Source organism: Streptomyces cyaneus, assembly GCF_004028635.1.
Lineage (GTDB): Bacteria > Actinomycetota > Actinomycetes > Streptomycetales > Streptomycetaceae > Streptomyces > Streptomyces cyaneus.
This window is the reverse complement of the sequence record NZ_RQJW01000010.1, coordinates 207,281-227,151: the sequence shown is the minus strand read 5'-3', so window position 1 is coordinate 227,151 and position 19,871 is coordinate 207,281. Positions and strand designations below refer to the sequence as shown.

The following is a 19,871-nucleotide window of genomic DNA, read 5'->3' as shown; positions in this document are numbered from 1 at the left end:
ATCGGCATGGTCACCGAGCTGCGCGCCGGCAGCGAACGGTTCGCAGAGCTGTGGGACCAGGGCGTCGTCGGCCGGCTCGAGGCCTCCCGCAAGACGATCGAGCATCCGCAGGTGGGCCTGCTGACTCTGGACTGCGACCTGCTCCGCGTGGAGGGCAACGACCTGCGTATCCTCGTGTACTCGGCCGAGCCGGGCACCGAGGCAGTCGAGAAGCTGGAGCTGCTCGCCGTCGTCGGCGCCCAGTCACTGGTGTGAGTCGAACGCGACGGGCCGTTGGCGCGTCACAGTGTCGGGGCGGCCGCGGCACCGCCTCTCCTGTTCCCGTCGCCGTCCGTTCGGGGGATCCATGCGTACGACCACTTCACGCACCGTCCAGCTGCTGACCGTACTCGGCCTGCTCGCCACCGGCTGCGGCGCCGGCGGGGCAGGCGCCGGCGGGCCGGGCGCCGACAACTCCGAGCCGGCGCCGCACACCAGGCCACGCGCCCTCAAGGTCGCCAAGGCCTGGGACGGTTCCCCGGCTGCCGAGATCTGGCGCGAGGGCTACTACCCGATGGCGGAGCCGGTGCAACCGCCCGAGGGCGCCTTCCACAACGAGGCCGACAAGGAGGCGTACATCAGCGAGAACTTCGTGCTGCGCGGCGACCTCCCCGAGACCCCGGAGAAGGACGCGAAGGTGACTTGGCAGGACGGTGACTCGCTCACGCTGCCGCTCATGAGTGCGTGGGAGGCGTACGAGAAGCTGGACAACAACGGCTCACCCGCGCCAAGCCTCACCGTGACCGGGGCGAAGCTGAGCGAGACGACGCTGGCCACCAGCCGCGGCCCGGCCACCGTCCCGGTCTGGCTGTTCACGCTCAAGGGCTATGACACCCCGCTCAAGCAGGTCGCCCTCACCCCCTCGAAGCCGCCCAAGCCGCCCATCGGCGCTGTGGGCCAGGTCAGCGCCGATCTGTGGGAACTCAACAAACTGGTCGAGGTGGCCGCGGACGGCCGGTCCGTCACCGTACTGGCCCACCACGGGGCGTGCGACGACGGACCCGTCGTGGACGTGCTGGAGACGGACGGCAGCGTGGTCCTGTCCGGCCGCATGGTCGGAACGAGCGACGGTGTCTGCACGCTCCAACTGCTCGCCAAGAAGGTGACGGTCAAGCTGGACCGCCCACTCGGCGACCGGATCCTGCTGGACGCGTTCACCGGCCGTCCCGTGCGTGGCACTGACTGAGTCACTGAAGCTGCGTCCGGGACAGTGCCGACGTAGGTGATACGGCCGGCGCCGTGCGTCATCCAGTTCGCAGTGCTGCTTCGGCCGCCGCAAGGGCCTGTTCGGCGTAACCGCGGCCGAACAGCACGGCGTGCACCAGGAGCGGGAACAGTTGGTGCACGCCGATGCGGTCGGGCCAGCCGTCGGCGAGCGGCGCGGTCTCCTGGTAGCCGTCCAGGATCCGGTCCAGGTGGGGACAGCCGAAGAGGTGGAGCATCGCCAGGTCCGTTTCGCGGTGCCCGCCGTGCGCGGCCGGGTCGATCAGCCAGGCGTGTCCGTCGGCGCCCCACAGGACGTTGCCGTTCCAGAGGTCGCCGTGCAGCCGGGCGGGCGGCTCGGTGGGGCCCGCCAGTTCGGGCAGCCGCTCGCAGACCTGCTCGATCACCGGCGCTTCGGAGCTGCGGACCGTTCCGTCGTCGACCGCGCTGCGCAGATACGGCAGCACCCGGTGCTCGGCGTACCAGCGGGGCCAGTCGGGGCCGGTGACGTTGCGCATCGGGGCGAGCCCGATGTACGCGTCCTGGGGGCCGCCGGGCGGTGGGGTGCCGAACGCGGGGGCGCCGGTGGCGTGCAGGGCGGCCAGGTCACGGCCGAGTCGCTCCGCCGCGCCGGCGCCGGGCCGGCCGGTGGCCACCCGGTCGGTGACCAGCCACTGCCCGTCGTGGCCGTGCACGGCGGGAATGCGGACCGTGCCGGCGTCGGCCAGCCAGCGCAGGCCCGCCGCCTCGGCCTGCGCGGCTCGGTCGCCGTCGCCGCGCTTGACCATCACCACCTGGCCGCCGTCGAGGGTGACTTCGGCGAGCGAGGCGGACAGCCGTCGCTCGCCGGTCACCGGAAGTCCGGTGAATCGCGCCGCCGTGACGCCGGGCCCCTCGAAGCTGCTGTGCACGGCCATCAGGGTACGGCGGTCCCTGGAAGTACTGAAGTCACCTGATCAACTACCGGCGGCGGCCTTCTTGATCGCCTCGCGGATCCGGGAGTAGGTGCCGCAACGGCAGACGTTCTCGATCCGGTCGATGTCGGCGTCCGTCGGCCGGGGTGTCTTCTTCAGGAGGGCGGCCGTGGCCATGATCTGGCCCGGCTGGCAGAAGCCGCACTGGGCGACGTCGCAGTCGAGCCAGGCCTGTTGGACGGGGTGGAGTTCGTCGCCGTCGGCCAGGCCTTCGATGGTGGTGACCTTGCGGCCGGCACAGTCGGCGACCGGGACGACGCACGGCTGGATCTCGTCGCCGTCGAGATGACTGGTGCAGGCGCGGCAGGCGCCGACGCCGCAGCCGTACTTGGGGCCGGTGACGTTCAGCAGGTCGCGCAGCACCCACAGCAGGGGCATGTCGGCGGGCGCCTCGACGGTGACGCGCTTCCCGTTGAGGGTGAAGGAGTAGGACGGCATCGGTACCTTCTCGAAAGGTGGCTCAGGAGTCGAAGTGGCTCAGGAGTCGAAGGTGGCTCAGAAGTCGAGGGGGAAGCGGCGCGGCTTGGTGCCGGTGGCGCGGGCGTAGGCGTTGGCCACGGCGCCGGCCGCGGCCGGGACGCCGAGTTCGCCGGCTCCGCCGGGGTCGCGCCGGGAGGGCATGATGTGCGCCTCGAAGTGCTGGGGGGCGTGCCGCTGGCGGGCGTAGTGGAAGTCGGCGAAGCTGCTCTCGCGGACGGCGCCCCGGTCGATGTGCAGGCCCGCCCGCAGGATGGTGGAGATCCCGTCGACGGCCGTGCCCATGAGCTGGGCCTCCAGGCCGCGTGGATTGACGGCCGTTCCTACGTCGGCCGCCATCACGACCTTGGTCACCCGGGGGTTCTTCGGATCGACGGCGTCGATCTCGACGAGGCAGGCCACGCAGGAGTCGTACTCCTCGTGGACGGCGACGCCCTGGGCGTGCCCGGGTGGCATGCTCCGGCCCCACTTCCCGGCGGCCGCGACCTTGTCCAGTACGGCCTTCACGGCCTTGCTCCGCAGTGTCGTACGGCGGAAGGCGACCGGGTCCTTGCCGAGGCTGCGGGCGACCTCGTCGACGACGATCTCCTCGGCGGTGCGCACGGTGCCGGAGTCCACCGAGCGCCAGGCGCCGAGGGGGATCGCGAGGTCGACCGAGCCCGAGTCGCCGGAGAGGCGGCCGAAGTTGTAGAGGCCGCTGTCGCTGGGGAGTGGGGCCGCCGCCGGGGCGCGCACGGCGGAGCGCACGCCGCCCTGGGCGGACAGACCCTGCTTGTCGAAGGACTCGCTGACCGACGCCGTCGCGTGGGCGAAGGCCACCACCCTGCCCTGGGCATGGCTGGCCCGGATCCGGTGGTGGGAGGCCGGGCGCATTCTGCCGTGCCGGATGTCGTCGGCCCGGCTCCACATCAGCTTCACCGGCAGGCGCGCCTTCTTGGAGATCTGGGCCGCCTCTATCGCGGCGTCGTAGTTCAGGCGGCGCCCGAACGAGCCGCCGCCGCGCAGGACATGGACGCGGACCTTCGACACCGGCAGGCCGGTCGCCGAGGCGATCTCCTCACGCGCCGACTGCGGCGTCTGGGAGGAGAACCAGATCTCGGCCCGCTGTGTGCGTACGTCCGCCACCGCTGTGAGCACCTCCATCGGCGCGTGGCTGACGAAGGCGAACTCGAACTCGGCCTCGGTCTGCGCGGATCCGCGCGGCGGGCTCTGCAGCTTGGGGACCGCGGCGCGCAGCCGGGAGCGGATCTGGGCGTCGGAGACGTTCGCCAGTGGGCCCGGCGCCCACTCGATCCGGAGGGCGTCCCTGGCCTGGAAGGCGTGGTGGAAGGTCTCCGCGATCACGGCGACACCGCCGTCGATCTGGACGACCGCGTGGACGCCGGGCATGGCGCGGGCGGCCCGGGAGTCCACCGAGACGACCTTCCCGCCGAGGGTCGGCGGGCGGGCCACGACCGTCGGCTTCGCTCCGGCCACCGTGAGGTCTCCGGTGTATTTCGCCTTGCCGGTGATGATGTCGCGGGCGTCGATGCGGGTCGTCGGCCGTCCGATCACCTGATGCTTGGACGCCGGTTTGGGTTGGGTCGACACGGCCGGCCGGGTGATCCGGGCCGCGCTCCTGGTGAGCGATCCGAAGGTGGCGGAGCGCCCGTCCGGGGCGAAGACCCTGGTGCCCCGGGTGCGCAGGGTCCGTGCGGGGACATGCCATTGCCGGGCGGCCGCGGTCACCAGCTTGGCGCGGGCGGTGGCGGCCAGTTGCCGGGCCGGGCCGTACAGCGAACTGACCGAGTTGGAGCCGCCGGTGAACTGGTTGCCCTCCTTGCGGGCGTCCGCGAGCGGGATGTCGACGTCGGCGAGCCGGGCGTCCAGCTCCTCGGCGATCATCATGGCGACGGCGGTGGTGACGCCCTGGCCGACCTCGACGCGCGGCAGCCGTACGACGACCCTGTTGGCCGTGGTGACCTCCAGGACCAGCATTTCCGCGTCGGTGCCGGTGACCAGCACGTCGGACGTGGAGCTACGGCTACCGTCCGCGGGTTCCTCGGCGCCCTCGGCGGTCGAGCCGTCGCAGCCGAGCGGTGCCGCGACGGTCAGGGTGGTCGCCGCGACCGAGTAGACGACGAACTGGCGGCGGGACAACTGACGGGCCAACAGACGCTCCTCTCCGCGAACCCGGGCTGGTTCGATCTGTATGAGGGGCCGGTGCGCTGCGGGGTTGCGCCGGTTGGTCACTGCATCGAATAACGCGTCGATCATCGCAGCGATCATCGCCTCGATTTATGGCGCGAGTTGCCGGAGGTCGGTGCCCCACTCCAGGTGCCGTATGAGCTCGTCGTCGCCCGGCCGGTTCGCGCTCGTGCCTCGGGGGCCGGGGCCCGAAGGGGTGTGGGTGCCGCGGGAGATGTTGCCGCTGACGGTGATGTTGTGTTCCACGCGGGGGCGGCGGAGTGTCTCGTAAAGGGTGAGCGCGGCGTCGATGTCGGGCGCGTCGCGCAGGGACTTGGCGAGGACGACCGCGTCCTCCAGTGCCATCGAGGCGCCCTGCCCGGTGGCCGGGGACGCGGCGTGGGCCGCGTCGCCGATGACCAGGGTCCGGGCGGAACGCCAGGGTGTCCCGGTGGGGAGTTCGGTGGCGTTGGTGACCATGAGGTGGTCGGGGGTGGCCGCGACGAGGTCCGCGGCCGGGGTGGAGTCCTTGCGGAGCAGCGGCAGCAGCAGGTCGCGCCACCGGGCGGGGGTGCCGTGCGCGATGTCGTCCGCGGCCAAGGGGGCGTCGGAGACACGCGCGAACCAGTACGTCTCCCCCTCGGGCGACACCGCGTACCCGAACGCGACGGTGCTGCCGCGCACCATGGTGATGGTCTCGCCCTCGCCTGCCCCGGGTGCGGCGCCGGTGTAGCCGTAGAAGACGTACTGGCCGGCATGACCCGGGCGTGCCTCGGGGGCGATCAGCCGGCGGACGGTGGAGTTCAGGCCGTCGGCCCCGATGAGGAGGTCGCCGGTCGCTGTGCTGCCGTCGGCGAAGTGGGCGGTGACGCCGTCCGGGCCGTCCTCGGCGGACGCGATGCGGGCGCCGTGTCGGAGGGCGATGCCCCGGCGCTCGACCTCCGCCTGCAGGGCGGCGTTGAGGTCGCCGCGTCGCAGACACCGGTACTGAAGATGCGGCGTACCGGCCTCCCCGAGCGGTACGTGGGCCACCTCGACGCCCGTGTCGTCGAGGACCCGCATCGAGGTCAGCGGGAAGCCGATCGCGGTGACCGCCGCTGACGCGTCGACCTGCGCCAAGGCGCGCATGCCGTTGCTCGCGAGCGTGAGGAACGCGCCGATGTCCTCGGCGGAGTCGGGGTGCGCCTCGTACACGGCGACGTCGAATCCGGCCTTGTGCAGGGCGAGAGCCGCTCCGGCACCGGCGATCCCGCCCCCTATGACGATCAACCGCGTCACATCGCCCCCCTGCTACGCGTGCGGCCCCCCGTGAGCAGCAGCCGTCCTTCGTGGAACGTCCCGGGTCCGGTGCTGGTTCCCGAGCGAGCCGCCGATCGTTGTACAACCCGGACCGACGAACTTCGCAACGGTGCAACCATTCCGCCAACCCGAATGTCTTGCCTAATATCAGACACACCACCCTTCCAGGGGATGAAATGGGACAACACAGAACCGCATGGGTGACGACAGTCGCACTCATGGCCGCCACTCTGGGTGTGGCGGCGGTCCCGGCCGGCGCCACGACGGCCACCACCACCCAGACCACGGCCTGCCCCACCGGCTGGGGCAGTCAGCCCGAGACCCGCTCCGCCGCCACGTCGGAGTCGGTGACGAACATCAGGACCGGCTGGCACGCCTGCTTCGACCGCATGGTCGTGGACGTCCCCGGCGCGGGCACCCGCGACCTCGGCTATTCCGTCAGGTACGTCAGCCGCCTCTACCAGGACGGCTCGGGCAACTACATTCCCGTCGGCGGCGGAGCCGTCCTCGAGGTGCGGGTGGCCGCCCCCGCCTACGACCCCGACACCGGGCAGCCCACGTATCCCGTGCGCGCCGGTCAGCGCCTGAAGGGCGTGGACCTCACGGGCTACCGCACCTTCCGGGACGCACGGTTCGCCGGCAGCTTCGAAGGAGACACACAGATCGGGCTCGGCGTCCGGGCACGGCTGCCGTTCCGGGTGTGGGTGGCGACCGACCGGGTCGTGATCGACGTCGCGCACAACTGGACGGGGGCGCGCTGAGGCCCGCAGGTGGCCCGGGCACGATGAGGCCCTCAGGTGGACCGGGACACGATGAGGCCCTCAGGGCTTCGAGAGGGCCAAGGCTGCGGGGCGATCAGGGCAGCTTCGGGGTGATCGAGGCATCCCGCCCCTGGTACCCCCGCAGCTTCCGGTAGAGGGTGGCCCGGGCGATCCCCAGCGCCGCCGCGGCGCGCGCCTTGTTGCCGCCGTGGCGGCGCAGTGCCTCCAGGATCGCGGCGCGCTCGGCGAGCTCCATCGGGCTGAGGTTGCGTCCCGCCGGTCCCTCCCGGACGGGATCCGGCAGTTCACTGCGGCGCACCGGCCCGCTGACCCGCCGCTGACTCGCCAACGCCCTTACGAGGTGGGCGAGTTCGGTGAGATTCCCGGGCCAGGGATGCTGCTCCAGAGCCCGCAGCGCGTCCAGGGTCCAGGTCAGCGGCGGGCTGCCGGGGGCCGGCCCGGGCGCGAGGGCGGGGAGCAACTCCCTGATGTCCTCGGGGCGTTCCCGCAGGGCGGGCAGGGTCACCGAGCGGGCCGCGAGGGTGTCGAGGAGACGCTGCAGGCAGGGGCCCGGCGTGGGACCGGGAGTGTAGGTGACGACCAGGTGGGCGTCGGGTCGTTCGTCGAGGAGGGAGTTGAGGGCGGCGACATCCGGCTGGGCCAGCCGTTCGGCGTGGCGCAGGAGCAGCGGGCGGTCGCCGGCCCTCCACCGGCCTTCAGTCGGGCTGACTCTCATCTCGCCACGCGCGCCGTTCTTGACGCCGAGGTCGGGTGGTGATGCGGCGGCGTCCACGACCGACGGAGCCGTTCCGTCGAGGAGTTCGAGGGCGAGCGCGGTCTTGCCCGTTCCCCGCTCGCCCACGAGGAGCAGGGGTCCCGCGGTACGGGCCAAGGCCGTCGCCTGCGCGACGGTGTGCCGCCACGGCACCGACCTGCCCACCAACGCACTCCCCGGACACGGCGGCGCCGGCGCCGGCTCCACGGGGCGTGGTGCGAGCACGGCGACCAGGCCGAGGTCGCGGCCCTCATGCCGTACCGGAGTGATCTCGACGGTGCACCCGGCGTCCTCGGGCAGCGGGATCTCGTACGACTCACCGGCCGCCCGGCCGCTTCCCGTCGCGCTTCCCCTCCCCCACGCCCGCACGCCCCGCTCCAACGCCTCCAGCACCTGCGGCGAGGCCAGGCGTGCCGCCGCCTCGCTGACCAGGCGGTTACGGCCGTCCAGCGCGACGACCGCCCGCTCGCGCCCCCGCGCGGCCCGCTCGTACGCGTCGAGCAGTGCCCGTTCCGCGGTACGCGCGCGTGCCCGCAGTTCCGCCTCCACCGCCGTGGCGGCCGCCTCGGCGAGGGCGGAGCCGGGGTGCGGGCGGCAGCCGGCGCACAGGCCGGAGGCGACCGTCACGGTGCCGAGCGCCTGTCCCGTATCCGGGGAGAGCAGCGGCACGCTGACCGCGGAGACGTCCTGCCACACGTCGAGGAAGTGTTCGGGACCGTGCACCTCGGCCCGGCGGCGTGTGCGCAGGGCGAGCGCGGCGCTGTTGTGGCCGACCTCCCGCTCGGACAGGTCGCGGCACGTGTCGTCGCCGGGCGCGCTGCCGGACGACCACAGCACCCTCAGCCGCTCGTCGGTGAGCACGAGGGCCGACCGTCCGGCGTCCAGGGCCTGGGCGATACGGGTGAGCGTGGGACGCGCCGCCTCCAGCAGGGGCGAGTCGACAGGGTCGGCCCTCAACTCCCGTACCGGACCGTCGAGATCAGGCCGTACGCCGAAGAAACGGGCGCGCCGCCAGGCGGCGACCACGTCGTCCGGTACGCCGTCCGGGAGCGGGCGTCCCGTCAGGAACCGCTGGCGGGCACGGCGGAGAGGGGCGAGGGCAGGAGCATGTTCCGCGGTGGTCATGGCGCTCCTCACCGTATCGGGAGCGTCCCGCGAGGAGCGACGGTGGGTTGTCCTGGCGGTGGCTGTCTCGTGCCGTCTCGTGCTGTCTCGTAATGAGACACCCACGAGCGGCCGCACCAATCCATGATCTTGAAAAGTCGGAGTCTGTTCTCATCTCCTGGAGCGTTCTGTCGTGCACACCGTTGTCGAGACCGACGTACTGATCGTGGGCAGCGGCCCGGCGGGCGGGGCGGCCGCGCTCGCCCTGAGCACCTACGGCGTGCGCAACATGGTCGTCACCCGGTACGCGAGCCTCGCCGACACGCCCCGCGCGCACATCACCAACCAGCGCACCATGGAGGTGCTGCGCGACCTGGACGTCGAGGACGAGGTGATCGCCAAGGCGACGCCCCAGCACCTCATGGGCAACACGACCTTCTGCACCAGCCTGGCCGGTGAGGAGCTCGGCCGGGTGCGTTCCTGGGGCAACGACCCGCTCGTGCAGGCCGCGCACGAGCTGGCCAGCCCGACCCGCATGTGCGACATGCCGCAGCACCTGATGGAGCCGGTGCTGGTGAACGCGGCGATCGCCCGCGGCACCGACTTCCGCTTCAGCACGGTCTACAGGTCCTTCGTCCAGGACGAGGCCGGCGTCACGGTCACCGTCGAGGACCGGCTGCGCGGCGACGAGTACACCATCCGTGCCAAGTACCTGATCGGTGCCGACGGCGGCCGGTCCAAGGTCGCCGAGGACGCCGGGCTGCCGATGGGCGGTCAGATGGGCGTCGCGGGCAGCATCAACATCGTCTTCGACGCGGATCTGAGCAAGTACACCGCGCACCGCCCCTCCACCCTCTACTGGGTGCTGGCGCCCGGCGCCACGGTCGGCGGCATCGGCGCGGGCCTGGTGCGCTGCGTGCGCCCCTGGAACGAGTGGCTGATCGTCTGGGGCTACGACGTGAGCGCCGGCGCCCCCGACCTCACCGAGGAGTACGCACTGTCCGTCGTACGGCAGCTGGTCGGCGACGACGAGATCCCGGTGACCATCAAGTCGTCCTCGGCGTGGACGGTCAACGAGATGCACGCCGAGACATACGCGAGCGGCCGTGTCTTCTGCGCCGGTGACGCCGTGCACCGCCACCCGCCGTCCAACGGGCTCGGCTCGAACACCTCCATCCAGGACTCCTACAACCTGGCCTGGAAGTTGAGGCTCGTCCTCGACGGCATCGCCTCGCCGAAGCTCCTCGACACCTACACCGTGGAGCGCGCGCCGGTCGGCAAGCAGATCGTGACCCGGGCCAACAAGTCCATCGCCGAGACCGCCCCGATCTTCGAGGCGCTCGACGGGCTCTCGCCGCAGACGCCCGAGCAGCTGTGGGCCAACATCGCCGCCCGCAAGGACGCCACCGAAGCGGCCGCCAAGCAGCGGGCGGCGCTGCGCGAGGCCATCGCCTTCAAGGTGTACGAGTTCAACGCGCACGGCGTCGACCTCAACCAGCGCTACGCCTCCGCCGCGGTCGTCCCCGACGGCACTCCCGACCCCGGCTCCACCCGCGACCCCGAGCTGCACCACCAGCCCACCTCCCGCCCCGGCGCCAAGCTCCCGCACGCCTGGATCACCTCCGGGCCCCGGACCCTGTCCACCCTCGACACCGTCGGCAAGGGCCGCTTCACGCTGCTCACCGGCATCGGCGGCGAGGCGTGGCTGCGGGCCGCCGCGGCCCAGCCCCTCGACATCGCCACGGTCGTCGTCGGACCTGGCCAGGAGTACGAGGACCCGTACGGCGACTGGGCGGAGCTGAGCGAGATCTCCGACGGGGGCGCCCTCCTCGTACGCCCCGACGGGTATGTGGCGTTCCGGCACGCCGACGCGGCCGAGGACGAGGACGCCGAACGGTTGCTCACGGGGGCGCTGCGGCGGATTCTCGGGCACGGTTGAGATGAGCGCCCAGGAAGGAGCCGGCATGGGCGGCGACGACACGACGGTCACGGACGAGGTGGTCGCCAGTCTGCGCGGCACGGACGATCCACGGCTGCGGGAGGTGCTGACCGGGCTGGTCCGGCATCTGCATGCCTTCGCGCGCGAGACGCGGCTGACGCAGGAGGAGTGGGAGCGGGCGATCGGCTTCCTGACGGCGACCGGACAGGCCTGCACCGACACCCGGCAGGAATTCATCCTGCTCTCGGACGTGCTCGGCCTGTCGATGCTCGTGGAGACCATCAACGAGCGACAGGGCCCCGGTGCGACCGAGTCGACCGTGCTGGGCCCGTTCCACATGACCGCCTCGCCGGTGCGCGAGCTCGGCGCGGACATCGACCTGGTGGGCGGCGGCGAGCCGTGCGTGGTGAGCGGGCGGGTGCTGTCCCGGGACGGTAACCCGCTGCCGGGCGCGGTCGTCGACGTGTGGCAGGCCGACGGGAACGGCTTCTACGACGTGCAGCAGCCTGACGTGCAGCCGCCGGGCAACGGGCGCGGCCTGTTCACCGCGGACGACGAGGGACGGTTCTGGTTCCGTACGTGTGTGCCGAGCCCGTATCCGATTCCGACGGACGGGCCGGTCGGCGGACTGTTGCGGGCCACCGGACGGCACCCCTACCGGCCCGCGCACATCCACTTCATCGCCTCGGCCGACGGGCACACCCCAGTGACCACGCACATCTTCGTGGCGGGCAGCGACTACCTGGATTCGGACGCGGTGTTCGCGGTCAAGCCTGGCCTCGTCACCGACTTCACCCCGGTCGACGACCCTTCGGCGGCACGGGAGTTCGGCGTGGCGAACCCCTTCCGGCACGCCCGCTTCGACCTCGTACTGGAGCGCGCGTGAAGGACGTCCTCGACTTCTCCTACGAGGCCCGGCCCGTGCGGGTCGTCTTCCGGCCCGGCGCGGCGGTGTCCGCGACGCCGGACGAGGCCGGGCGGCTCGGGCTGCGGCGGGTGCTCGTGGTGTGCGGGACGCGGGGCGCGGACACCGCGCGTGCGGTCGCGGACGCGCTCGGCCCGGTGTGTGTGGGGGTGCACGACCGGGCCCGGATGCACGTGCCCGTCGAGGTCGCCGACGTGGCCGTCCAGGCGGTGCGCGCGGCCGGGGCCGACGGGTGCGTGGCGGTCGGCGGCGGCTCGTCGATCGGCCTGGGCAAGGCGATCGCACTGCGCACCGGCCTGCCGCTGATCGCGGTGCCGTCCACCTACTCCGGCTCGGAGATGACTCCGGTCTGGGGCCTGACCGAGCACGGCGTCAAGCGCACCGGCCGCGACCCGAAGGTGCTGCCCCGCAGTGTCGTCTACGACCCCGAGCTCACCCTCTCGCTGCCCGTACCGCTCTCCGTGACCAGCGGCGTCAACGCCGTCGCGCACGCCGTCGAGGCCCTGTACGCCCCCGACACCTCGCCCCTGATCGCGCTGATGGCCGAGGAGGGCGTACGGGCGCTGGCGCGGGCGCTCCCGGAAGTGGCCGAGGAGCCGACGTCCCTGGAGGCCCGCGGGCGCGCCCTGTACGGGGCCTGGCTGTGCGGGTCCTGCCTGGGCGCCACCACCATGGGCCTGCACCACAAGCTCTGCCACGTCCTGGGCGGCACCTTCGGGCTGCCGCACGCCGAGACGCACACGGTGGTGCTGCCGTACGCCCTGGCCCACAACGCGCCCGCGGCCCCGGTCGCAGTCGCGGCGGTGGCCCGCGCCCTGGACGCGTCCGACGCGCCGACCGCCCTGTGGGAACTGGCCGGACGCCTCGGCGCACCCCGCTCACTCGCCGAACTGGGCCTCACCGAAGCCGACTTGGCGACCGCCGCCGCACAGACCGCGGGCCAGGCCTACGCCAATCCCCGCCCGGTCACGGCCGACGACGTACTCGCCCTGCTGCGGGCGGCGTACGAGGGCGCACCGCCGACCACGGCCGCCCACTGACATCCCCCCAACACACACACGCTCGAAGCCCCTCCACGCCGGAAGAAAGGTGATCGCCATGCCCCTCGGTCTGCTCAGGAGTCGAAGCTCCCGGGGGAGTCGACGCTCCCGAGGGGCGCCAGGTGTTCCGTTCCCCGTGCCTGCCGGTGCGGGCGTCGTGAGCCGCGAGGTCGTGGACCCGGTGGGGCTGCCGATGCGCGGCGCCGACGTGACCGTGACCGCGCTGGACTCGCACCAGGTCGTGGCGTCCGGTACGACGGACCCGTACGGCCTCTTCTTCGCCGCGCTGCCCCCGGGCCGCTACAGCCTGATGATCACGGCCGAGGGCCTGACACCGCACCGGGAGACCCTGGACGTCGCCGCCGGTCCGCCGCTGCCCGCCATACGCGTCCAGCTGACGTCGGCCCGGCAGCTGGAACTGCCGACGGCCGGCACCTGGCTCTTCGACCCGCCGCACACGGCGATCCGGTTCATCGCCAAGCACGTCGGCATGGCCCATGTCCACGGCCGCTTCGAGCGGTTCACGGGCGGCATCCGGGTGGCGCCCGACATGGCCGAGTCCCAGGTGTCGGTCCGCATCGACGCGGCCAGCATCACGACGGGCAACAACACCCGGGACAACCATCTGCGTTCGGCCGACTTCCTGAACGTCGAGCGATACCCGTACATCGACTTCGCCAGCACGCGGTTCGCCTATCGCAGCGGCGCCAAGTGGACCCTGCACGGCTCGCTCACCATGCACGGCGTGAGCCGCTCGGTGGAGCTGGACACCACCTATCTGGGGTCGGTCAACGGCGGCTACGGCGAGGAGCTGCGGTGTGCGGCACTGGCCAAGGCGGAGCTGCACCGGGAGGACTTCACCCTGAACTGGCGCAGCATGCTGGCCCGCGGGATCGCGGTCGTCGGACCCACGGTCCAGCTGGAACTGGACGTCCAGGCGATGTACCGCACGCACGACACGCCGACGCCGCCGGAGTAGACGACGCCCTCACGGCCGGCTGCGGGGCGCTGTCAGACACCTCACGCCCCGGTTACGAATTGCTCAACCTCTGGTTGCGGCGTGGTGATCGGGTGACTATGGGGTCATGACACCGGCCCAACGCGCCATGGAACGACTGGAAGTCTGGCCCGACCTCAGCTCGGGCCCGGCCAGTTGCGGCGCAGGACGGGCACTGCGCTCCGTCCACAGCGAGATCGTGCACTTCCACTCCGACCGGGACGTGGACCTGCATCTGACGGTGTCGGCCATCCGGCGGTTCCACGACGATCTCCAGGAGTCGACCGCGATCCGGATGGTCCCCGGCTCGGGCTGGGTGACCGTGCATCTCGACTGCGACACGGACGTGGATCTGCTGATGAGCCTGGTCAGCGCCGCGCTCAAGGCCCATCAGAACCGGCCCTCCCCCGCCGGGGGCCCGGCGGGGAACGAGTGCAACTTCCGTCGTGTCACGGTGCTGCCCCGCGGCTAGGGTCAGACAGACCCTAGGGCCCTGGCATCACCTTCCCGCCTGCTCGGAGTCGTCCTCGCCCGCCTCCAGCAGGCCCGCGGCGGCGCCGATGATCCGGGGGTCGGGGGTGCCGACGACCTCCTCGTCCTTGTCGGTGTAGTCGAAGCGGGCCAGCACACTGCGCATGGCCTCGACGCGGGCCCGCTTCTTGTCGTTGCTCTTCACCACCGTCCAGGGCGCGTGCTCGGTGTCCGTCTCACGGAACATGGCGACCTTGGCGGCGGTGTAGTCCTCCCAGCGGTCCAGCGACGCCAGGTCCATGGGGCTCAGCTTCCACTGCCGTACGGGGTCGACCTGGCGGATGGTGAACCGGGTGCGCTGCTCGCCCTGGGAGACCGAGAACCAGAACTTGATCAGGTCGACGCCGTCGTCCACCAGCATCCGCTCGAAGGCGGGCGCCTGCCGCATGAAGCGCCGGTACTCGTCGTCGGCGCAAAAGCCCATCACACGCTCCACACCGGCCCGGTTGTACCAGGACCGGTCGAACAGCACGATCTCGCCGGCGGTCGGCAGATGCTCGACGTAGCGCTGGAAGTACCACTGCCCGCGCTCACGTTCGGTCGGCTTCTCCAGCGCCACCACCCGGGCGCCGCGCGGGTTGAGGTGCTCCGTGAAGCGCTTGATGGTGCCGCCCTTGCCGGCCGCGTCCCGTCCTTCGAAGACGATGACGAGACGACGGCCGGTCTCCTTGATCCAGCGCTGCAGCTTCAGCAGTTCGATCTGCTGCAGCCGCTTGTGCCACTCGTACTCCGGGCGCTCCATGCGCTGCTGGTACGGGTAGTTCTCGCGCCAGGTGTCCACCGGGCTGCCGTCCGGCCGGATCAACACGGGGTCGTCCTGGTCGGTGTAGTCGACGCGCAGCCCTGACAGCAGTTCGGTGTCCATACACACCCATGGAAGCGAGCGCTTTCATACGCTCGGCGAACCCCAGGCAAAGATCACGTATAGGTGACGTCCGACGAGCTGTATCGGCAGTACGTGCCGTCCGGGCCGCTGCCGGTCTCGCTGGGCTCGGCGCCGGAGTCGTTGCCTTGGAAGCGGGCGCAGACGGTGATGTCCCGGCCGCCGTCGCCGACGATCCGCACACCGGAAAGGGTCGCCGTGTCGCCGTAGTTGGTGTTGATGCCGGCGAGGGCGTTGCCGGGGCCGGTCACCCGGACATCGCTGATGACGACGTGGCGTTCGTACTGGGTGTCGCAGTTGCCGCACGAGCGGTAGAGCTTGCCGAAGTCCGACACCTGGAAGTTCCTGATGGTGAGCGTCCCGGCGCCGTTGTGCTGGAAGACCTTGTCGTCGGCGTGCCGCGCGCCACCGCCGGTCACGAGGTACGTCGCCGACGCCGAGGTGCCCTTGAAGGTCGCCGCGTCCTCGCCCACGTCCTGCCACCAGACGTTCCGCAGGGTGCAGCTGCCCAGGCAGTGCACGCCGTCGGCGGCCGGGGCGCCCAGGATCACGTTCTGCAGGGTGGCTCCGTCGGCGAGTTCGAAGAGCGGGCCCTGGTCCTCGTCCTGGCCATCGCTGCCGAGGGCTCCGGAGCCGTGGAGGCGCTTGAGGCCGCCGTCGTAGCTGCCGGAGACCTCGATGGTGGCGGTCACCGGGCGGTCGGCGGTGGGAGTGGGCCAGGAGCCGAAGCCGGTGAAGGAAGGGGCGGGGCCGGTCGGCTTCTTGGAAGCGGTGGCGTTCTTGCGGGGAGAGGCGGACGCCTTGGCGGGGGACGGGGACGCCGACGACTTCGACGGTGATGGCGAGGCGGATCCGGCCGTGGCGGACGGTGGCGAAGAAGCTCCGCCCTCCCCCTGCAGGGTCGAACTCCCGGAATCCGCCTGGTCCGACCCCGATTCGGAGGTCGCCAGCAGGCCGCCGACGAGGACTGTGCCGGCGACCAGGGCGGTGGCCAGGGCGGCGATCAGTGCGTTGCGGCGGCGGTCGGGTCTCTTGCGGTGCCTGCGCGGGGTTGCAGCGGTGCTCATGCGACGACTCTCGTTCGGGCTCGGGGGGGGCAGCGGGAAGCCCCTGGCCGAAAGTCGCCGCCGAACGCTCAGAGGTTGCCGCTCGACTTTTCCGACGGGATCAGCGTGATTCCGCCTCGACGAGCCGAGCGAGGTTGACCAGCGCCATGCGGGTGCCCGTCTCGTTGTCCGCAGCGGGCACGACGTCGGGGATCCCCTCGTGCACGACCAGGACGTCCGTGCCGCCGTCGGTGTCGGTGAGGGTCGTGGTCATCGTCATCGTGCCGCGCAGGGCGGGGTCGTCGGTCTCGAACTCGACCTCCTCGACCACCTGCTGGTCCGGCACGAGCTTCACGAAGTGACCGTGGTAGGTGTCGGTGTGCGCGTCCGACTTCCCGGTGCCGGTCGGCACGTCATAGGTGAGCGACAGGCGGAACGCCCCGCCTTCCCGGCCCTCGAACTCGTGCACATGCGCGGTCATGCCGTCCGGTACCCGCCACTTGGCGATGGCGTCCGCGTCCAGCAGCGCCCGGTAGACGGCCGAGCGCGAGGCGTTCACATGCCAGGAGACCCGCGTCGAGTACATGGCCTCACCCTAGTGGCGGGGCTCCGCAACGGCAGCGGCACGACGACAAGGCCCGAGCACTCGTCGACGTCACTGCTCCCAGTGCGCCAAGGCGCGCATCGCGGCCGCGGTCTGCGTGAATCCGTCCTCGCCGAGCAGCGCCCGTGCCTGTGCGTTGAACCGGTCGACCTCCGGCTGTGCGGCGTCGAGCGCGGCGGCCCCCTCGCCGGTCAACTCCAGTACCACTGCGCGGTGTTCGCGTGGATGCGCCCGCTTGGCGACCAGACCGGCCGCGGTGAGCCGGCCGACCAGCCCGGTGACGGCGGACTCGCGCAGCCCGAGGGCGCGGGCCAGCTGCTGCTGGGTGACGCCCGGCTCGTCGCGGACCGCGAACAGTGCGCCGAGCTGGGCCGTGGTGATCCCGGCGGCGGCCAGCAGCCGCCGGTCGCAGGCGGTGCGCAGCTGGTGGGCCGCCCGCTGGAGCAGGAAGAACAGACGCTGATCGGGCTCGGACATGGACCGATGTTGACAGACGGGAAGGGGCGGCGCCATCCTCACTTCACTAGTGAAGTGAAAGGGGTGCGGCGTGAACGAGCCCCTCGAGCTGGACCTACGTGGTGAGTTGCTGAACCACAACGGCTCCGTCCACGGCGGCGTCCTCGGCTACGCGGCGGACGACGCGGTGGCCTTCGCCGCCGGTACCGCGCTCGGCCCGGCTCTGCTGACCGCCGGTTTCACCATCGGCTTCCTGCGCCCCGCCAGGGGCGAGACCCTGCGCGCCCACGCCCGGGTGATCCGGGCCGGCCGCACCCGTGTGGTGTGCCGCTGCGACCTGACGACGGTCGACAGCGACGGCACTCCCACCCTGTGCGCGGTGGCCCAGGGCACCGTCATGGCCGCCGAACCCGCGCGGGACAGCGAGCGCGACGCACCCTGACCCCTCCCCGACCGCAGAGAGGCGGCAGCCCGTGCCCGTCATCGACGCCTGGATGCAGCACCCGACGCTGCGCCACTCCCACCACGAGATGTTCGAGTCGCTGCGCCGGTGGACCGGCGTGGAGCGGCTCGACAAGCCGCTGCCCGTCGAGGTCACGGTGGCGGCGCTGGAGGCCGCGGACGTGGAGGTGGGCCTCGCGGCCGCCTGGTACGGGCCGCAGGGCCCGCTGATCGACAACGCCGAGGTGGCCGCCTTCGTCGAGCAGTCCGGAGGGCGGCTGCGCGCAGTGGCGGGCGCCGATCTCGCCCGGCCCATGACGGCGGTACGGGAACTGCGCCGGTCCGTCGAGGAGTTGGGATTCGTGGCGCTGCGCATCATCCCGTGGCTGTGGGGGCTGCCCCCGACCGACCGGCTGTACTACCCGCTGTACGCGGCCTGTGTGGACCTCGGCGTGCCGTTCTGCACCCAGGTCGGGCACACGGGCCCGCTGCGGCCGTCGGAGACCGGGCGGCCCATCCCGTACATCGACCAGGTCGCGCTGGACTTCCCCGAGCTCACGATCGTGTGCGGGCACATCGGCTACCCGTGGACGGCCGAGATGGTCGCGGTCGCCGACAAGCACGAGAACGTGTACATCGACACCAGTGCCTACACCGTCCGACGCTATCCGCCGGAACTGGTGGAGTATCTGCGCGGCCGGGGCCGTCACAAGGTCCTGTTCGGCTCCAACTACCCCATGATCACGCCGAGTCGGGCTCTGGAGCACCTGGACGACCTGAATCTGGACGAGGAGACGCGGGAGCTGTTCCTGTACGGCAACGCCCGCCGCGTCTTCTCGCTGTGACGGCTGCCCCGCAGCCCGGCTCAGCGCACGAGACAGGGCCGCTTCGCGTCGAAGGTCCAGCCGTCGATCAGGTACCGCATCCCGACCGCGTCGTCCCGGCCCGACAGCGCCTTCTCCTCGTACAGCTCCTGCGCCGCCAGGAGCCGGTCCCTGTCCAGCCGGACCCCCAGTCCGGGCGTGTCCGGCACGTCGACCTCGCCGCCGGTGATCCTCGGCGGCTCGACGGTGAGCCGTTCCCGGCCCTCCTGCCAGATCCAGTGCGTGTCCAGGGCGTTGTACTCCCCCGGTGCCGCCGCTCCGCAGTGCGCCATCATCGCCAGGGAGATGTCGAAGTGGTTGTTGGAGTGACATCCCCAGGTCAGCCCCATGGCATTGCACAGCTGGGCGACACGCACCGAGCCCTGCATGGTCCAGAAGTGGGGGTCGGCGAGCGGGATGGAAACCGACTGCAGGGCCAGGGCATGGGCCAGTTGGCGCCAGTCCGTGGCGATCATGTTGGTGGCCGTGGGCAGCCCGGTGGCCCGGCGGAACTCCGCGAGGATCTCGCGGCCCGAGTAGCCGCCCTCCGCTCCGCAGGGGTCCTCGGCGTAGGCGAGCGTGCCGACGAGGGGACGGCACAGCTCGACGGCCTCGCGCAGGGACCAGGCGCCGTTGGGGTCGAGGGTGATCCGTGCCTCGGGGAAGCGTTCCTTGAGCGCGGTGACGGCCTTGACCTCCTCAGCGCCCGGCAGGACACCGCCCTTGAGCTTGAAGTCACGGAAGCCGTAGTGGTCGTAGGTGGCCTCGGCCTGCCGGACGATCGCCTCGGGGGTCAGGGCCTCCTCGTGCCGGACGCGGTACCACTCGACGGTCGAGTCGGGGTCGCGGACGTAGTCCAGGTCGGTGCGGTCCGGGTCGCCGACGTAGAAGAGGTAGCCGAGCACCCGTACGGCGTCGCGCTGTTGGCCGTCGCCGAGCAGGGCGGCGACCGGGACTTCTAGGTGCTGGCCGAGCAGGTCGAGGAGGGCCGACTCGACGGCGGTCACGGCGTGCACCGTCGTACGCAGGTCGAAGGTCTGCGCGCCGCGACCGCCCGAGTCGCGGTCGGCGAAGGTCGCCTCGATCGTGCGCAGGACGCGCTTGTAGTCGCCGACGCGGGAGCCGACGACGAGCGGTTCGGCGTCGCGCAGGGTCTGGGTGATCTTCTCCCCGCCGGGCACCTCGCCCAGGCCGGTACGGCCCTGGGAGTCCTCCAGGACGACGACGTTGCGCGTGAAGTACGGGGCATGGGCCCCGGAGAGGTTGAGGAGCATGGAGTCGCGGCCGGCGACCGGATAGACGGAGAAGCGGGTGACGACGGGCTGACTCATGGCTGGGCGGGTGCCGT

General features: G+C 71.7%; 19 protein-coding genes and 1 pseudogene. 10 read left to right on the top strand and 10 right to left on the bottom strand.

What is annotated here, in order from left to right:
- Positions 1–6: 6 nt before the first annotated feature.
- Both EHO50_RS33280 and EHO50_RS33275 read left to right on the top strand, forming a co-directional pair.
- Positions 7–255 (top strand): annotated as a pseudogene (locus EHO50_RS33280) (MmyB family transcriptional regulator); the annotation flags it as partial.
- 91 nt (positions 256–346) lie between these two features.
- Positions 347–1,225 (top strand): hypothetical protein, encoded by an 879-nt coding sequence (locus tag EHO50_RS33275; protein WP_128434959.1) that lies wholly within the window; start codon positions 347–349, stop codon positions 1,223–1,225.
- A 58-nt stretch (positions 1,226–1,283) separates the two neighbouring features.
- Here EHO50_RS33275 and EHO50_RS33270 read toward each other — a convergent pair whose 3' ends face one another.
- The 4 genes from EHO50_RS33270 to EHO50_RS33255 all read right to left on the bottom strand — a co-directional run bounded on the left by EHO50_RS33270 (position 1,284) and on the right by EHO50_RS33255 (position 6,137).
- Positions 1,284–2,153: a fructosamine kinase family protein gene (locus tag EHO50_RS33270; protein WP_246101642.1), complete on the bottom strand. Its 870-nt coding sequence runs from the start codon at positions 2,151–2,153 to the stop codon at positions 1,284–1,286.
- A gap of 45 nt (positions 2,154–2,198) precedes the next feature.
- Complete coding sequence (locus EHO50_RS33265) at positions 2,199–2,654, bottom strand: (2Fe-2S)-binding protein (protein ID WP_128434957.1); 456 nt, start codon at positions 2,652–2,654, stop codon at positions 2,199–2,201.
- A 57-nt stretch (positions 2,655–2,711) separates the two neighbouring features.
- Entirely contained in the window at positions 2,712–4,844 is a 2,133-nt protein-coding gene (locus EHO50_RS33260; protein ID WP_246101641.1) for a xanthine dehydrogenase family protein molybdopterin-binding subunit, read from the bottom strand.
- Positions 4,845–4,970: 126 nt separating this feature from the next.
- The gene (locus EHO50_RS33255; protein WP_128434956.1) at positions 4,971–6,137 is read right to left on the bottom strand and encodes an FAD-dependent oxidoreductase; all 1,167 of its coding nucleotides are present in this window, start codon (positions 6,135–6,137) and stop codon (positions 4,971–4,973) included.
- Between the two features lie 197 nt (positions 6,138–6,334).
- On the opposite strand from EHO50_RS33255, the gene EHO50_RS33250 reads away from it, so the two are divergent.
- Positions 6,335–6,919 carry an AMIN-like domain-containing (lipo)protein gene (locus EHO50_RS33250; protein WP_181449737.1) on the top strand — a complete coding sequence of 195 codons (585 nt, stop codon included), beginning with the start codon at positions 6,335–6,337 and terminating at the stop codon, positions 6,917–6,919.
- 94 nt (positions 6,920–7,013) lie between these two features.
- Here the strand turns inward: EHO50_RS33250 and EHO50_RS33245 are convergent, their stop codons facing one another.
- Entirely contained in the window at positions 7,014–8,819 is a 1,806-nt protein-coding gene (locus EHO50_RS33245) for a helix-turn-helix domain-containing protein (protein ID WP_128434954.1), read from the bottom strand.
- Between the two features lie 172 nt (positions 8,820–8,991).
- On the opposite strand from EHO50_RS33245, the gene EHO50_RS33240 reads away from it, so the two are divergent.
- The 5 genes from EHO50_RS33240 (at position 8,992) to EHO50_RS33220 (ending at position 14,171) form a co-directional block, all read left to right on the top strand.
- On the top strand, positions 8,992–10,737 hold the full coding sequence (locus EHO50_RS33240; RefSeq protein ID WP_128434953.1) for an FAD-dependent oxidoreductase: 1,746 nt from the start codon (positions 8,992–8,994) through the stop codon (positions 10,735–10,737).
- Between the two features lie 25 nt (positions 10,738–10,762).
- Positions 10,763–11,623, top strand: coding sequence for an intradiol ring-cleavage dioxygenase (locus tag EHO50_RS33235; protein WP_128434952.1), 861 nt, complete (start codon positions 10,763–10,765; stop codon positions 11,621–11,623).
- The gene (locus tag EHO50_RS33230) at positions 11,620–12,702 is read left to right on the top strand and encodes a maleylacetate reductase (protein WP_128434951.1); all 1,083 of its coding nucleotides are present in this window, start codon (positions 11,620–11,622) and stop codon (positions 12,700–12,702) included. The genes EHO50_RS33235 and EHO50_RS33230 overlap by 4 nt, the downstream gene beginning before the upstream one ends.
- A gap of 58 nt (positions 12,703–12,760) precedes the next feature.
- Complete coding sequence (locus tag EHO50_RS33225) at positions 12,761–13,681, top strand: YceI family protein (protein ID WP_128434950.1); 921 nt, start codon at positions 12,761–12,763, stop codon at positions 13,679–13,681.
- Between the two features lie 106 nt (positions 13,682–13,787).
- On the top strand, positions 13,788–14,171 hold the full coding sequence (locus tag EHO50_RS33220) for a luciferase domain-containing protein (protein WP_128434949.1): 384 nt from the start codon (positions 13,788–13,790) through the stop codon (positions 14,169–14,171).
- 27 nt (positions 14,172–14,198) lie between these two features.
- Here EHO50_RS33220 and ppk2 read toward each other — a convergent pair whose 3' ends face one another.
- The 4 genes from ppk2 to EHO50_RS33200 form a co-directional block, all read right to left on the bottom strand.
- Positions 14,199–15,095 carry a polyphosphate kinase 2 gene (ppk2, locus tag EHO50_RS33215; RefSeq protein WP_128434948.1) on the bottom strand — a complete coding sequence of 299 codons (897 nt, stop codon included), beginning with the start codon at positions 15,093–15,095 and terminating at the stop codon, positions 14,199–14,201.
- 53 nt (positions 15,096–15,148) lie between these two features.
- Positions 15,149–16,180 (bottom strand): pectate lyase, encoded by a 1,032-nt coding sequence (locus EHO50_RS33210; protein ID WP_128434947.1) that lies wholly within the window; start codon positions 16,178–16,180, stop codon positions 15,149–15,151.
- A 100-nt stretch (positions 16,181–16,280) separates the two neighbouring features.
- On the bottom strand, positions 16,281–16,745 hold the full coding sequence (locus EHO50_RS33205; RefSeq protein WP_128434946.1) for an SRPBCC domain-containing protein: 465 nt from the start codon (positions 16,743–16,745) through the stop codon (positions 16,281–16,283).
- 69 nt (positions 16,746–16,814) lie between these two features.
- Positions 16,815–17,240 carry a MarR family winged helix-turn-helix transcriptional regulator gene (locus tag EHO50_RS33200; protein WP_128434945.1) on the bottom strand — a complete coding sequence of 142 codons (426 nt, stop codon included), beginning with the start codon at positions 17,238–17,240 and terminating at the stop codon, positions 16,815–16,817.
- 70 nt (positions 17,241–17,310) lie between these two features.
- Here EHO50_RS33200 and EHO50_RS33195 point away from each other — a divergent pair, with 70 nt between their 5' ends.
- Both EHO50_RS33195 and EHO50_RS33190 read left to right on the top strand, forming a co-directional pair.
- Positions 17,311–17,661, top strand: coding sequence for a PaaI family thioesterase (locus EHO50_RS33195; protein WP_128434944.1), 351 nt, complete (start codon positions 17,311–17,313; stop codon positions 17,659–17,661).
- Between the two features lie 31 nt (positions 17,662–17,692).
- A complete protein-coding gene (locus tag EHO50_RS33190; RefSeq protein WP_128434943.1) occupies positions 17,693–18,505 on the top strand; it encodes an amidohydrolase family protein in 813 nt (270 codons plus the stop codon).
- A gap of 20 nt (positions 18,506–18,525) precedes the next feature.
- On the opposite strand, the gene EHO50_RS33185 is transcribed toward EHO50_RS33190, so the two are convergent.
- Entirely contained in the window at positions 18,526–19,854 is a 1,329-nt protein-coding gene (locus EHO50_RS33185; protein WP_128434942.1) for an enolase C-terminal domain-like protein, read from the bottom strand.
- Positions 19,855–19,871: the final 17 nt, after the last annotated feature.